This is a genomic window from Comamonas sp. SY3 (assembly GCF_041730275.1).
In the GTDB taxonomy this organism is placed as follows: Bacteria; Pseudomonadota; Gammaproteobacteria; order Burkholderiales; family Burkholderiaceae_C; genus Comamonas; species Comamonas sediminis.
In genome coordinates this window covers 40,153-54,585 of record NZ_JBGTYN010000015.1, presented here as the reverse complement: position 1 = coordinate 54,585, position 14,433 = coordinate 40,153, and the positions used below count along the sequence as shown (strand labels likewise).

General features: G+C 65.5%; 12 protein-coding genes. All 12 read left to right on the top strand.

Annotation, left to right across the window (positions count from 1 at the left end; genetic code table 11):
* Positions 1 to 146: 146 nt before the first annotated feature.
* The 12 genes from mraZ to ACCQ08_RS17520 are packed head-to-tail and all read left to right on the top strand — an operon-like array spanning position 147 to position 14,419.
* Entirely contained in the window at positions 147 to 572 is a 426-nt protein-coding gene (gene mraZ, locus ACCQ08_RS17575) for a division/cell wall cluster transcriptional repressor MraZ (protein WP_312417427.1), read from the top strand.
* 7 nt (positions 573 to 579) lie between these two features.
* Complete coding sequence (gene rsmH, locus ACCQ08_RS17570) at positions 580 to 1,509, top strand: 16S rRNA (cytosine(1402)-N(4))-methyltransferase RsmH (protein ID WP_373450525.1); 930 nt, start codon at positions 580 to 582, stop codon at positions 1,507 to 1,509.
* A 43-nt stretch (positions 1,510 to 1,552) separates the two neighbouring features.
* A complete protein-coding gene (gene ftsL, locus ACCQ08_RS17565; protein ID WP_373450562.1) occupies positions 1,553 to 1,837 on the top strand; it encodes a cell division protein FtsL in 285 nt (94 codons plus the stop codon).
* Entirely contained in the window at positions 1,834 to 3,579 is a 1,746-nt protein-coding gene (locus tag ACCQ08_RS17560; RefSeq protein WP_239810677.1) for a penicillin-binding protein 2, read from the top strand. The genes ftsL and ACCQ08_RS17560 overlap by 4 nt, the downstream gene beginning before the upstream one ends.
* Positions 3,576 to 5,111, top strand: coding sequence for a UDP-N-acetylmuramoyl-L-alanyl-D-glutamate--2,6-diaminopimelate ligase (locus ACCQ08_RS17555; protein WP_373450524.1), 1,536 nt, complete (start codon positions 3,576 to 3,578; stop codon positions 5,109 to 5,111). Before ACCQ08_RS17560 ends, ACCQ08_RS17555 begins: the two co-directional genes overlap by 4 nt.
* A 2-nt stretch (positions 5,112 to 5,113) precedes the next feature.
* Complete coding sequence (murF, locus tag ACCQ08_RS17550; protein WP_312458597.1) at positions 5,114 to 6,529, top strand: UDP-N-acetylmuramoyl-tripeptide--D-alanyl-D-alanine ligase; 1,416 nt, start codon at positions 5,114 to 5,116, stop codon at positions 6,527 to 6,529.
* Positions 6,523 to 7,701, top strand: coding sequence for a phospho-N-acetylmuramoyl-pentapeptide-transferase (gene mraY / locus ACCQ08_RS17545; protein ID WP_239810679.1), 1,179 nt, complete (start codon positions 6,523 to 6,525; stop codon positions 7,699 to 7,701). The genes murF and mraY overlap by 7 nt, the downstream gene beginning before the upstream one ends.
* Positions 7,702 to 7,706: 5 nt before the next feature.
* Complete coding sequence (murD, locus tag ACCQ08_RS17540; RefSeq protein WP_373450523.1) at positions 7,707 to 9,692, top strand: UDP-N-acetylmuramoyl-L-alanine--D-glutamate ligase; 1,986 nt, start codon at positions 7,707 to 7,709, stop codon at positions 9,690 to 9,692.
* Positions 9,689 to 10,957, top strand: a complete 1,269-nt coding sequence (ftsW, locus tag ACCQ08_RS17535) for a putative lipid II flippase FtsW (protein ID WP_239810680.1) — start codon at positions 9,689 to 9,691, stop codon at positions 10,955 to 10,957. Before murD ends, ftsW begins: the two co-directional genes overlap by 4 nt.
* Complete coding sequence (gene murG / locus ACCQ08_RS17530) at positions 10,954 to 12,018, top strand: undecaprenyldiphospho-muramoylpentapeptide beta-N-acetylglucosaminyltransferase (protein ID WP_373450522.1); 1,065 nt, start codon at positions 10,954 to 10,956, stop codon at positions 12,016 to 12,018. The genes ftsW and murG overlap by 4 nt, the downstream gene beginning before the upstream one ends.
* On the top strand, positions 12,015 to 13,448 hold the full coding sequence (murC, locus tag ACCQ08_RS17525) for a UDP-N-acetylmuramate--L-alanine ligase (RefSeq protein ID WP_313330025.1): 1,434 nt from the start codon (positions 12,015 to 12,017) through the stop codon (positions 13,446 to 13,448). Before murG ends, murC begins: the two co-directional genes overlap by 4 nt.
* On the top strand, positions 13,445 to 14,419 hold the full coding sequence (locus tag ACCQ08_RS17520; protein ID WP_312458351.1) for a D-alanine--D-alanine ligase: 975 nt from the start codon (positions 13,445 to 13,447) through the stop codon (positions 14,417 to 14,419). Before murC ends, ACCQ08_RS17520 begins: the two co-directional genes overlap by 4 nt.
* Positions 14,420 to 14,433: the final 14 nt, after the last annotated feature.

The window sequence follows — 14,433 nt, the reverse complement described above, 5'->3', positions numbered from 1 at the left end:
GTTATTGATTTACTTGTATTTTCATTGCAAATCATTGTGGTGGAGTGTGGCGCGATCAGGAATTCCTGATACAGTGGGGAAAAGTGCAGTTTTGTGGGAAATCGTGCACTTGCTTGTCCTCCGAAACCCCAACCAGAGTCCACGCCGTGTTTCAAGGAGCTTCTTCACTCAGTCTCGATGCGAAAGGTCGGTTGTCGATACCGACCCGGCATCGTGACGCGCTGACCAAGCCCGGACCGACTCTCACGATTACCCGCCACCCCCATGGTTGCCTGATGATTTTCCCCCAGGATGAATGGGCGGTTTTCAGCGCGCGCATTGCGCAGGTGAAGATGGGTGAGCAGGTGCTCAAGCGGATTTTTCTCGGCAGTGCGATGGATGTGGAGATGGATGGAACTGGCCGTGTACTGGTCTCTCCCGAGCTGCGCGCTGCTGCCAACATCACCAAGGACGCCATCCTGATGGGGATGGGCAGCCATTTTGAATTGTGGGACAAGGCGACATACGAGAAGCAGGAGGCGGAAGCCCTGCAGAATCTGCCGCCCGATGCCCTGGATAACTTTGCATTCTGAGGTGCATGTGGAAACCAAGAACTACCTGCACACGACCGTCCTGCTGAACGAGGCCGTAGACGCCTTGTTGGAGGCCAGGGTTGCGATGGACCCGGTCTTTGTCGATGGGACTTTTGGCAGAGGCGGGCACTCCCGCCTGGTGCTGTCCAAGTTGCCGGCCGAGGGCCGGCTCATTGCTTTTGACAAGGACGTCGAAGCGATTGCCGAGGCCGGCAAGATTGCGGACGCCCGTTTTTCCATTCGCCATGAGGGCTTCAGCCACATGGCACAGCTGCCCGCCGCTTCGGTGGCAGGCGTGCTGCTGGATCTGGGGGTCAGCTCCCCGCAGATCGACAGTCCCGAGCGCGGCTTCAGTTTCCGCTTCGATGGCCCGCTCGACATGCGCATGGATACCACCCGTGGCCAGAGTGTGGCCGAGTGGCTGCAAGAGGCGGAAACACAGCAAATAGCGGAGGTGATACGTGACTTCGGTGAAGAACGGTTTGCTGGGCCCATTGCAAAGGCGATTGTTGCGCGGCGGGAGGCTGGCTCGCCAGTCGCCACCACTGCCGATCTGGCCGAGCTCGTGGCTGGCACAGTCAAGACCCGCGAGGCTGGGCAAAACCCTGCCACGCGGACATTCCAGGCTCTTCGGATTTTCATTAATGCCGAGCTTGAAGAGCTCGAGCAGGCGCTAGAGGCCAGCCTGCGCGTGCTGGCGCCCGGCGGCCGTCTGGTGGTGATCAGCTTTCACTCGCTGGAAGACCGCATCGTCAAGCAGTTCATTGCCAAGCATTCCAAAGAGGTGTTCGACCGCCGCGCACCCTTTGCCGCGCCCAAGCCGATGCTGCTCAAGGCGCTGGACCGCATCAAGCCGAGCGACGCAGAAGTGGCCGCCAATCCACGCGCCCGCAGTGCGGTGATGCGCGTGGCCGAACGCACCGAGGTGGCTGCATGACCACGCGCCGCCTGCCCGGACGATGCCACAAGGAGGCGCCGTGCTGCTGCGCCTGAACATTCTGCTGCTCATGGTGACAATCGTCAGCGCGATGGCGCTGGTGCAGTCGCAGTATGAATCGCGCAAGCTGTTCACCGAGCTTGACCGTGCGCTGGCCGAGTCGCGCCAGCTGGAGACCGACCACCAGCGGCTGCAGGTGGAAAAGCGGGCACAGGCCACGCCGCTGCGGCTGGAGCAACTGGCCCGCGAGAAATGGGGCATGCAGACGGCCACCCCTGCGGTCACTGTCTACGTGTCTGAGCCGGGCGCTGGAGCGGTGGCACCATGAGCAAGGACATGCGCTACTCCACCAGTCCCTTGCTGGCCGAGCGCACGCCGATGTGGCGCAGCCGCTTCATCATGATCGGTCTGGCATTGGCCTTTACCGGTCTGATCGGCCGTGCCGCCTATGTCCAGGTCATCGGCAATGATTTCTTCCTGCGCCAGGGCGAGGTGCGCTTTGCCCGCACGATCGAGCTGCCGGCCAACCGGGGCCGCATTCTTGACCGCAATGGCCTGATCCTGGCCTCCAGCGTGCCTGCGGCCAGCATCTGGGCGATTCCGGAAGATGTGGACCAGGACGACCCGGCCATCAAGGGCAAGCTGGCCGAGATTGCGAAGCTGATGGGCATGCCCAAGGCGCAGTTCGATGCGAAGCTGGCCGACGAGGACAAGTCCTTTGTCTGGATCAAGCGCCAGCTTGACTGGGACATCGGGCAGAAGATCAAGGCGCTCGATGTCAAGGGCATCTACCTGCGCAAGGAATACAAGCGCCAGTATCCCGAAGGCGAATCAGCCGCCCACGTTGTGGGCTTCACCAATGTGGAAGACCAGGGCCAGGAGGGCATGGAGCTGGCCTTCAATACCGAGCTGGGCGGCAAGGCCGGTTCGCGCCGGGTGATCAAGGACCGCCTGGGCCGCATCGTCGACGGCGTCGGTGTGGAGACGCCGCCCCAGGAGGGCCAGGACATCCAGCTGTCGATCGACAGCAAGGTGCAGTTCTTTGCCTACCAGAAGCTGCGCGACCAGGTTGCTGCCTTCAAGGCCAAGGCCGGCAGCGTCGTGGTGATGGATGCGCACACCGGCGAAGTGCTGGCGCTGGCCAACTACCCCAGCTACGACCCGAACAACCGCTCGCGCCTGACCGGTGAACAGCTGCGCAACCGCGCGATCACCGACACCTTCGAGCCCGGCTCGACCATGAAGCCGATCACCGTGGGCACAGCGCTGGAGCTGGGCCGCGTCAAGAACAACACCATCATTGACACCACGCCCGGCCGCTATGCGATCGGCGGTTTCACGATCAGCGACACCCACAACTATGGTGCGTTGACGGTGGACGGTGTGATCCAGAAATCCAGCAACGTCGGTGCGTTGAAGGTGGCGCAGAAGATGTCGGCGCAGGAGATGTGGAATGTGCACTCGGCGCTGGGCTACGGGCAAAAGCCCCAGATTGCCTTCCCTGGTGCGGCCAGTGGGCGTCTGCGTCCCTGGAAGAGCTGGAAGCCCGTCGAGCAGGCCACCATTTCCTATGGCTATGGCCTGTCGGCCTCGCTGTTCCAGATGGCGCGCTCGTACACGGTATTCTCGAACGACGGCAATGTGATTCCGGCAACCATGCTCAAGCGCAGTGGCCGCCCCGCAGGCACGCCGGTGTTCTCCAAGAAGACGGCCGAGCTGGTGCGCCACATGCTGTGGCTGGCCGCTGGCCCAGGTGGCACGGGCCAGAAGGCGCAGACGGTCGGCTACTCCATCGGCGGCAAATCGGGCACGGCCCGCAAGCAGCAGGGCCGGGGCTATGCCGCAGGCAAGTACCGCGCCTGGTTCACCGGCATTGCGCCAATTGAGAACCCGCGCATCATCGTCGCCGTGATGGTCGACGAACCCAGCCAGGGCAGCTTTTACGGTGGTACCGTCGCCGGCCCGGTCTTCAGCGAGGTGGTGCAACAGACCTTGCGCCTGATGGGGGTGCAGCCCGATATGTCTGTCAAGCCGCAGATCGTGGCCAACGATGTGGAGGAGCCGCTATGAGCGCCACCACGACCGTGACCACTGTCCACAGCACCGCCGCCGCCGTTGAATGGCTGCGCGAGCGTGTGACCAGCGGCACCTTGCAAACCGACAGCCGGCAGGTGCAGGCCGGCGATGCCTTCATCGCCTGGCCGGGTGGCGTCAACGATGGCCGCGCCTATGTGGCGCAGGCCGTGCAGCGCGGCGCCGCTGCGTGCCTGGTGGAGCAGGCGGGCCTCGATCAATTTGATATGCAAGGCATGCCGGTTGCGGCCATGCCGGGTTTGAAGGCCGCCACCGGCCCGATCGCCAGCGCCTGGTTTGGCCAGCCCAGCGAGCAGCTGGATGTGCTGGCCGTGACGGGTACCAATGGCAAGACCAGCATCAGCTGGTGGCTGGCCCAGGCGGTCAGCCAGCTCTGCGAAGCCGGCGTGCTGCAGCACCGGGGCTGCGCCATGGTCGGCACCCTGGGTGTCGGCATACCGCCGCACCAGCTGGATGTGACCGGCATGACCACCCCCGATCCGGTGCTGCTGCAGCGCGCCTTCCGGGGCTTTGCCGATGCCGGCTACGGCGCTTGCGCGATCGAGGCCTCGTCCATCGGCATTGCCGAGCACCGCCTGGCGGGCGCCCGTATCCGGTTGGCCATCTTCACCAATTTCACGCAGGACCACCTGGACTACCACGGCAGCATGGATGCCTATTGGGCCGCCAAGGAGGCGCTGTTCCACTGGTCGGGCCTGCAATCGGCCGTGGTCAATCTGGACGACGCCCGGGGCGCGGCGCTGGCGGCCTCGTTGACTGGGCGCGCGCTGGATCTGTGGACCGTCTCGGTGGATAACTCCACCCAGGCCCGTCTGTCTGCCCGGTCCATCCGCGCGGGCGACCGTGGTCTGGTGTTCGACGTCGTAGAGGCCGGCGCCGAAGGTGCTGCCGTGACCCTGCACAGCCAGGTGATTGGCCAGTACAACGTGCTCAACCTGCTGCAGGTGATGGCCAGCCTGCGGGTGCTGGGAGCGAGCTTGGAGCAGGCTGCGCAGGCCTGCGCGGTGCTGGCGGCAGTGCCGGGCCGCATGGAGCAGGTCGGCCAGCCCGGTGCGCCGCTGGTGGCCATCGACTATGCCCACACCCCCGATGCACTGGACAAGGCCTTGCAGGCGCTGCGCCCGCTGGCTGCGCAGCGCGGCGGCCGGCTGTGGTGTGTGTTTGGCTGTGGTGGCAACCGCGATGCCGGCAAGCGCCCGCTGATGGGCCGCATTGCCCAGGCAGGTGCAGACGAGGTGGTGGTGACCAGCGACAACCCGCGCGGCGAGCAGCCCCAGGCCATCATCGACGACATTTTGCGCGGCATGACGCCCGATGCGCATTGGCATGTCCAGGCCGACCGGGCAGCCGCCATCGACGAGGTGGTGCTGCGCGCGGCCAGCCAGGATGTGGTTTTGCTGGCCGGCAAGGGCCATGAGGATTACCAGGAAGTGGCCGGCGTGAAGCTGCCCTTTCTCGATGCCGCGCACGCCCGTGCTGCGTTGGCCAAGCGGAAAGAACCCCTATGAGCATGATGACCCTGCAGCAGGCGCTGGGCTTCATTGAGCCCCTTGTTCCCCAGGCCCGCCTGGTGGGCGATGGTGCCGTGCCGCTGCTGCGCGTGCACTCGGACTCGCGCAGCCTGCAGGCGGGCGATTTGTTTGTGGCGCTCAAAGGCGAGCGCTTTGATGCCAACCAGTTTCTGGCCCAGGCCCAAGCGGCCGGCGCAGCGGCTGCGCTGTGCCATGCCGACCCTGCCGACGCAGGCCTGCCCGGCATTGTGGTGCCCGACACCTTGGCCGCGCTGGGGGCGTTGGCCACCGGCTGGCGTGCCCAGTTTGCGCTGCCGCTGATCGCAGTGACCGGCAGCAACGGCAAGACCACGGTCACCCAGATGCTGGCGTCCATCCTGCGCGCCCATGCTGGCGATGCCGCCTGGGCCACGCGTGGCAACCTGAACAACGAGATTGGCGTGCCGCTGACCCTGCTGGGCCTGACGGCTGCGCACCGCGCTGCGGTGGTGGAGCTGGGCATGAACCACCCTGGCGAAATCGCCGTGCTCGCCGCGATGGCGCAGCCCCGGGTGGCCCTGGTCAACAACGCGCAGCGCGAGCACCAGGAGTTCATGCACACGGTGCAAGCCGTGGCCCGTGAAAACGGCAGCGTGCTGGCAGCGTTGCCGGCCGATGGCGTGGCCGTGTTCCCTGCCGGCGATGTCTATACCCCGCTGTGGCAGGAACTGGCAGCGGGCCGGGCGACCTGTTTGTTCGGCGAACAGGCCGATGGTGCCCAGGCCTATGCCAGCGATGTGCTGTGGCGCGATGGCGCCTGGCAGCTGCAGCTGCACCTGCCCGATGGCGCGGCGCCGGTGGTGCTGCAGATTGCCGGCCGCCACAACGTGCGCAATGCACTGGCAGCGGCCGCCTCGGCCCATGCCGCCGGTGTGCCATTGGCGGCCATTGCCCGGGGCCTGTCGGCGTTCGAGCCGGTCAAGGGCCGCTCACGTGCGCTGGCGATACCCGTCGCGGGCCGCAGCTTGACGGTGGTCGATGACAGCTACAACGCCAACCCGGATTCGGTCAAAGCCGCGATCGAGGTGCTGGCCGAGCTGCCCGCAGCCCGGCTGCTGGTGCTGGGCGACATGGGTGAGGTGGGCGACCAAGGACCCCAGTTCCATGCCGAGGCCGGCGCGCTCGCCCGCGAGCAAGGCATTACGCAGTTGTTTACGCTGGGCGCCCAAAGCCAGTCGGCCGCCGAGGCCTTTGGCGATGGCGCTCAGCATTTCGAGAGCATGCCTGCGTTGCAGGATGCGGTGTGCAAATTGATGCCTCAATTGGGCAGTGTGTTGGTCAAAGGTTCGCGGTTCATGAAGATGGAGCAAGTGGTGCAGGCGATGCAGTCGTGCGCAGACAAGGGGCCCAGCGCCCGTGAGGAGGCCGCATGCTGATAGTGCTCGCCAGCTGGTTGCAAAGCCTGTCGCCCGAATTCGGCTTTCTGCGCGTCTTCCAGTACCTGACCTTCCGCGCCGTGATGGCGGCGATGACGGCGCTGGTGATCGGCCTGGTGGCCGGTCCCCGCGTCATCCGTACCTTGTCGGCGCTGAAGATCGGCCAGCCCATCCGGGGCTATGCGATGCAAAGCCATTTGAGCAAGAGCGGCACCCCGACGATGGGCGGCGTGCTGATCCTGCTGGCGATCACGATCTCGACGGTGCTGTGGTTTGACCTGTCCAACCGCTTTGTCTGGATCGTGCTGATTGTGACCTGGGGCTTTGGTGCGATTGGCTGGGTGGATGACTGGCGCAAGGTGGTCAACAAGGACCCCGAAGGCATGCGCTCGCGCGAAAAGTATTTCTGGCAGTCGGTGCTGGGTCTGGCTGCAGCGCTGGCCCTCGTCTTCTGTATCTCGGAGAACACCAATGCCGAGGTCTGGAGCCTGTTCGTCAGCTGGGTGCAATCGGGCTTCTCGCTGGATCTGCCACCCAATGCCGGCCTGATGGTGCCCTTCTTCAAGCAGGTGAACTACCCGCTGGGCGTGCTGGGCTTTGTGATCCTGACCTACCTGGTCATCGTCGGTGCCAGCAATGCAGTCAACCTGACCGACGGGCTCGACGGTCTGGCCATCATGCCGGTGGTCATGGTCGGCTCGGCCCTGGGCGTGTTCGCCTATGTGACCGGCAGCGTCAATTTCTCGCGCTATCTGTTGTTCCCGCACATTGGCGGCACCGGTGAGTTGCTGGTGTTTTGCTGCGCGATGACCGGCGCAGGCCTGGCCTTCCTGTGGTTCAACACCCACCCGGCCCAGGTCTTCATGGGCGATGTGGGCGCGCTGGCCTTGGGCGGCGCACTGGGCACGATTGCGGTGATCGTCCGGCAAGAGATTGTGCTGGCCATCATGGGCGGCATCTTTGTGGCCGAGGCCGTGTCCGTGATGATGCAGGTGGTCTGGTTCAAGTACACGAAGAAGCGCTATGGCGAAGGCCGCCGCTTGTTGAAGATGGCCCCGTTGCACCACCATTTCGAAAAGAGCGGCTGGCGCGAGACCCAGGTCGTTGTGCGTTTCTGGATCATCACGATGCTGCTGTGTCTGATCGGTCTGTCTACCCTGAAGCTGCGGTGAGCACCATGTCAACCGAGCACCTCCACCCCCTTGATCCCTCGGCAGAGGCTGCGGCTGCGCCGTTGACGCCAGCAGTGGCGCCGGTGTCTGCGGCAGGCGTGGCCCAGCCTGACGGGCTGCAGCCTGAAGCGGCAGCACCTGGCGCCGATGCACCACCGCTGGAGCAGCCTTTGCTGGCGGATGGCATGCCGGTGGAGGCTGCTGCAGATGAGTCAGCCGCGGTCGCCACCGATGCCGCAGATGCAGCAGCGGCGCCGGCTGCCGAAGCGCCGGCGGTGGATATGGCGCCGGTTCCCGATGTGTCGACCTTGACGGCCGCCAAGGACGCGGCCGCCTTTGTGGCGCAGATTTTTGCCGATCCTGGCGTGTCCGATGCGGCCAGCAGTGAAGTGACCGCCGTGGATATACAGCCGCAGGAGGCCGAGGTGGTTTATGCCCCGGTGCCTGCGCAGTGGCCGCAGGGGCAGGAGCATGCGCTGCAAGGACAGCATGTGCTGGTTCTGGGCCTGGGTACTTCCGGTCTGGCGATGGCGCGCTGGTGTGCGCGCTGCGGCGCCCAGGTGACGGTGGCCGATACACGCGAGGCTCCGCCCCAGTTGGCACAGCTGCGCAGCGAGCTGCCCGATGTGCGCTTTGTCGCGGGCGCTTTGACCGCCGCGCTGGTCGATGGCCAGCCGGTGCGCGTGGTCTACCGCTCGCCCGGCCTGAGCCCCGAGACGGTGGCGCCTGTCGTCGATGCGGCGCGCGCCATTGGCTTGCCGGTCAGCGGTGAGCTGGATCTGTTCAGCCTGGCCCTGCAGTCGCTGGCCCAGGCGCATGGCTATGTGCCCAAGGTGCTGGCGATCACGGGGACCAATGGCAAGACCACGGTGACCTCGTTGACGGGACAGCTGCTGGCCCATGCCGGCATGTCCACCGCTGTGGCCGGCAATATCGGCCCCAGCCTGCTTGACACGCTGTCGCAGCACATCGATGCGCAAAGCCTGCCGCAGGCCTGGGTGCTGGAGCTGTCCAGCTTCCAGCTCGAAGATGCGCATGCTTTCAACCCGACGGCAGCGACGGTGCTCAACCTCAGCCAGGACCACCTGGACTGGCATGGCAGCATGGCGGCCTATGCGGGCGCCAAGGCCAAGATTTTCGGCAGCGATGCGCTGATGGTGCTCAACCGCGACGACCCGGCCGTGATGGCCATGCTGCCGCCACCGGTGCGTATCAAGCTGCAGCGCCCTCAACTGCGCCCGCACATCAGCTTTGGGCTGGATCTGCCCACCCAGCCGGGCGACTATGGCCTGGAAGTGGTCAACGGCATGGCCTGGCTGGTGCGTGCACAGGACGATGGCAACAGTGCCAGCAACAAGCGCAACCAGACGGCAGCGGACGATGTGTTCCTGCAGCGGCTGATGCCTGCTGACGCGTTGCGCATCCGGGGCCGCCACAACGCGATGAATGCGCTGGCTGCGCTGGCGCTGGGCCATGCCGCAGGGGCCGGTTTTGCGCCGATGCTGTTTGGCCTGCGCGAATACCGGGGCGAGCGCCACCGGGTCGAGCCCATCGGCATCGTCAGCGATGTGGAATATTTTGACGACAGCAAGGGCACCAATGTGGGTGCCACCGTGGCCGCGTTGATGGGCCTGGGTGCCGAGCGCCGCATCGTGCTGATCCTGGGCGGCGAGGGCAAGGGCCAGGATTTCTCGCCGCTCGCCGCGCCTGTGCTGCGCTATGCGCGCGCCGTGGTGCTGATTGGCCGCGATGCGCCGCTGATCGAGGCTGCACTGGCCGACACCGGTGTGCCCCTGCTGCACGCGCCCAGCATGGACGAAGCCGTGCTGCTGGCCAGCCAGAAGGCCGTCGCCGGCGACGCGGTGCTGATGTCGCCCGCCTGCGCCAGCTTTGACATGTTCAAGAACTACGGCCACCGCGCCGAGGTGTTTTGCCAGGCCGTGGCGGCGCTGGCTGAAGAGCGCGGCACCAGTCTGGAGGTGCAGCCATGAGCACCGAGACCGGACTGCGCGGCAGGTTTTCGGGCTGGTTCAAACCGGCCGGGGAAAAGCCTGTCGATATTTTGCCGGTGCGTGTCGGCGGCAATGAATACCGCCAGACCCCATCGAACACGACCAATATCTTTGGAGCCGACCAGGTGCTGATCTGGCTGGTGGTGGCCATCCTGTCCTGGGGCATCGTCATGGTGTTCTCGGCCTCGATCGCGATGCCGGACAACCCGCGCTTTGGCAAGATTGCCCATTACTACTTCTTCCAGCGCCACCTGATGAGCGTGGGCCTGGGCTTTGTCGCAGCGGTGCTCACTTTCCAGATCCCGATGAAGGTCTGGGAGCACTGGGCGCCCTGGCTGTTCATCGCCTCGATCCTGCTGCTGATTGCGGTGCTGATTCCGCATGTGGGCACGGTGGTCAATGGCGCGCGCCGCTGGCTCTCGCTGGGCATCATGAACTTCCAGCCGTCCGAGCTGGCCAAGATCGCGGTCATCATGTATGCCGCCGATTACATGGTGCGCAAGATGGAGGTCAAGGAGCGCTTCTTCCGCGCGGTGCTGCCGATGGGGCTGGCCGTGGGCATTGTCGGTGCGCTGCTGCTGGCCGAGCCCGACATGGGCGCCTTCATGGTGATCGCCGTGATCGCCATGGGCATCCTGTTCCTGGGTGGCGTCAACGCCCGCATGTTCTTCCTGATTGCGCTGGTGCTGGTGGCCGCCTTTGCGCTGATCGTGATGACCTCGGAATGGCGGCGAGAACGCATCTTTGCCTACCTCGACCCCTGGAGCGAAAAGCATGCGCTGGGCAAGGGCTACCAGCTCTCGCATTCGCTGATTGCCATTGGCCGGGGCGAGATCTTTGGCGTGGGCTTGGGTGGCAGCGTCGAGAAGCTGCATTGGCTGCCCGAAGCCCATACCGACTTCCTGCTGGCCGTGATCGGCGAAGAGCTGGGCCTGGTCGGCATCATTGCGCTGCTGGGTCTGTTCTTCTTCATGATACGCCGCATCGTGGAAATCGGCCGCCAGGCGATCCGCATGGACCGCATCTTCTCCGGCCTGGTGGCGCAAGGCATTGCGATCTGGCTGGGCTTCCAGACCTTCATCAATGCCGGTGTGAACCTGGGCGCCTTGCCCACCAAGGGACTGACCTTGCCGCTGATGAGTTTCGGCGGGTCGGCGATTCTGATGAACCTGGTGGCGATTGCCATCGTGCTGCGCATCGACTGCGAAAACAAGGCCATGGGTGCCGGGGGGGCGCGATCATGAGCGGCAAGACGGCACTGATCATGGCGGGCGGCACCGGCGGCCATATCTTTCCCGGCCTGGCCGTGGCCCAGGAGCTGCGCAGCCGTGGCTGGACGGTGCACTGGCTGGGCGCGCCCGACAGCATGGAAGAGCGCCTCGTGCCGCCCCAGGGCATTGCACTGGAGCGGGTGGCGTTCTCGGGCGTGCGCGGCAAGGGCCTGCGCTCGCTCGCCGGCATGCCGCTGCGCCTGTTGAAGGCATTGCAGCAGGCGCGCGCCGTGCTGCGCAAGGTCCGTCCCGATGTGGTTGTGGGCATGGGCGGCTATATCACCGTGCCAGGCGGCCTGGCGGCCAGGCTGGCCGGTGTGCCGATCGTGCTGCATGAGCAGAACTCGGTGCCCGGCATGGCCAACAAGCTGCTGGCCCGCATGGCCCAGCGCGTGTTCAGCGCCTTCCCGAATGCGATTGCTGGCGGCCAGTGGGTGGGCAATCCGCTGCGTGCCGAGTTCCTGCAGCAGCCCGAACCGGCACAGCGCTTTGCCGGCCGCAGCGGCCCGCTGCAGCTGTTGGTGGTGGGCGGCAGTCTGGGTGCCAAGGCCTTGAACGAGGTGGTGCCCCAGGCGCTGGCGCTGATGGCGCCCGAGACCCGCCCGGTGGTCACCCACCAAAGCGGCGCCAAGCAGATCGATGCGCTGCAGGCCAACTATGCGGCCGCTGGCGTGCAAGCCAGCCTGACCCCTTTCATCGACGACGCAGCCAAGGCCTATGCGGATGCCGATGTCATCGTCTGCCGCGCAGGCGCCAGCACGGTGACCGAGCTGGCCGCCGTGGGCGCCGCGGCGGTGTTTGTGCCGTTTCCCGCGGCGGTCGATGACCACCAGACGGCCAATGCGCGCTTTCTGGTGGATGCCGGCGCCGGCTGGTTGGTGCAACAAAGCGTTCTGACCCCGGAAAACCTGGCTCAGATGCTAGAGAATATGCAGCGGACGGGCCTGGTGGACATGGCCCAAAAGGCGAAGAAAATGCAGAAATTGGAAGCCGCCCAGGTGGTGGCGGATGCCTGCGCGGAGGTGGCACGATGAAACACGCCATCCAACGCATTCATTTTGTCGGTATTGGCGGTGCAGGCATGAGCGGCATTGCCGAAGTGCTGCACAACCTGGGCTATGCCGTCTCGGGCTCGGACCTGTCGGACAGCAGCACCATGGCGCATCTGCGCGATGCGGGCATCACCACCTTTGTGGGCCACGATGCGGCGCATATCGCCGGTGCCCAGGCGGTGGTGACATCGACGGCCGTGCAGGCCGACAACCCCGAAGTCGTGGCCGCCCGGGCCATGGGGATTCCGGTGGTGCCGCGCGCGCTGATGCTGGCCGAGCTGATGCGCCTGCGCAAGGGCATCGCGATTGCCGGCACCCATGGCAAGACGACGACCACCAGCCTGGTGACCAGCGTGCTGGCCGAGGCCGGCCTGGACCCGACCTTTGTCATTGGCGGCAAGCTCAACAGCGCCGGCGCCAATGCGCGCCTGGGCAGTGGCGAGTACATCGTGGTCGAGGCCGATGAATCGGATGCTTCGTTCCTGAACCTGCTGCCGGTGATGGCCGTGGTCACGAACATCGATGCCGACCACATGGACACCTATGGCCATGACTTTGGCCGGCTCAAGACGGCCTTTGTCGACTTTCTCAACCGCATGCCCTTTTATGGCAATGCCGTGGTCTGCATCGACAGCCCGGCCGTCGGCGACATCATCGAGCGCGTGGCCTGCAAGGTCACGACCTACGGCCTGAGCGAGAACGCCCAGATCCGCGCCGTGAACCTGCAGGCCGACAACGGCCAGATGCGCTTTACCGTGCAGCGCCGCCTGGCCCAGCCCTTGCCCGATCTGGAGGTGGTGCTGAACCTGCCTGGCGAGCACAACGTGCTCAATGCGCTGTCGGTGGTGGGTGTGGCCGCTGCCATCGGCATTGATGACGCGGCCCTGCAGCGGGCGCTGCAAGGCTTCAAGGGCGTGGGCCGCCGTTTTCAGCGTTATGGCCAGGCCCGGCTGCCCCATGGCGGCGAGTTCACGGTTATTGACGATTACGGCCATCACCCTGTCGAAATGGCTGCCACCATTGCGGCCGCGCGCGGCGCGTTTCCGGGCCGCCGGCTGGTGCTGGCCTTTCAGCCGCACCGCTACACCCGCACGCGGGATTGCTTTGAGGACTTTGTCCAGGTGCTGGGCGGCGCCGATGCGGTGCTGCTGGCCGAGGTCTATGCCGCCGGTGAAACACCGATCGTGGCAGCCGACAGCCGTGCGCTGGCACGCGCGGTGCGTGTGGCTGGCAAGGTGGAGCCGGTGTTTGTCGAGCAGATCAGCAGCCTGCCCCAGCAGATTCTGGACCAGGCGCAGGACGGCGATGTGCTGCTGTGCATGGGCGCGGGATCGATTGGTGCGGTGGCTGCCAAGGTGATGGCATTGGCCGATGGGCAAGAGCGTGTAGCGCCGCAAGGGAGCGCGGTATGAGTGAAACCATGAACAATATTGATGTGAAGGCCTTGGGTAAGGTCGCGGTGCTGATGGGCGGGAGCTCGGCAGAGCGCGAGGTGTCGCTGATGTCCGGCAAGGGCGTGCTGGCTGCGCTGCAGTCCAAGGGCGTGGACGCGCATGCGTTTGACCCGTCGCAGCAGGATTTGGGCGAGCTGCGCAAGCAAGGCTTTGCGCGCTGCTTCATCGCGCTGCATGGCCGCCATGGCGAAGACGGCACGGTGCAAGGCGCGCTGGAGCTGCTGGGCATTCCCTACACCGGCCCTGGCGTGATGGCCTCGAGCATCGCGATGGACAAGATCATGACCAAGCGCATCTGGCGCTTTGAAGGCCTGTCCACCCCCGAGTGGCGCATGGCCGCCAGCGAGCAGGACACGCGCGATGCGCTGGCCGCGCTCGGCGCGCCGATGATCGTCAAGCCCGCACGCGAGGGCTCGACGATTGGCCTGTCCAAGGTCAGCAGCCCTGAAGAATGCGCCCAGGCCTATGCGCTGGCCTCCCGCTATGACCCCGAAGTGCTGTGCGAGCAGTTCATCGAGGGCATGGAAACGACGTGCGCTGTGCTGGGCCAGGGCCGCAGCGCCAAGGCGCTGCCGGTGATCAAGATCGTCGCGCCGGACGGCAATTACGACTACCAGAACAAGTATTTCACCGACACCACCCAGTACTTCTGCCCCAGCGGGCTGCCTGCAGAGATGGAGACGGCGATCCGCGACCTGGCGGAGAAGGCGTTCCGCACCCTGGGCTGCCGGGGCTGGTCGCGTGCCGATGTGATGGTGCGTGCCTCGGACCAGCAGCTGTTCCTGCTGGAGATCAATACCTCGCCGGGCATGACCAGCCATTCGCTGGTGCCCATGGCCGCCCGTGCCACCGGCATGAGCTACGAAGACCTGTGTTTGCACCTGGTGGCCCATGCATCGACCGATGCGGCCCAAGGCGCGGAGCTGTAAGACAAGGAGATGCG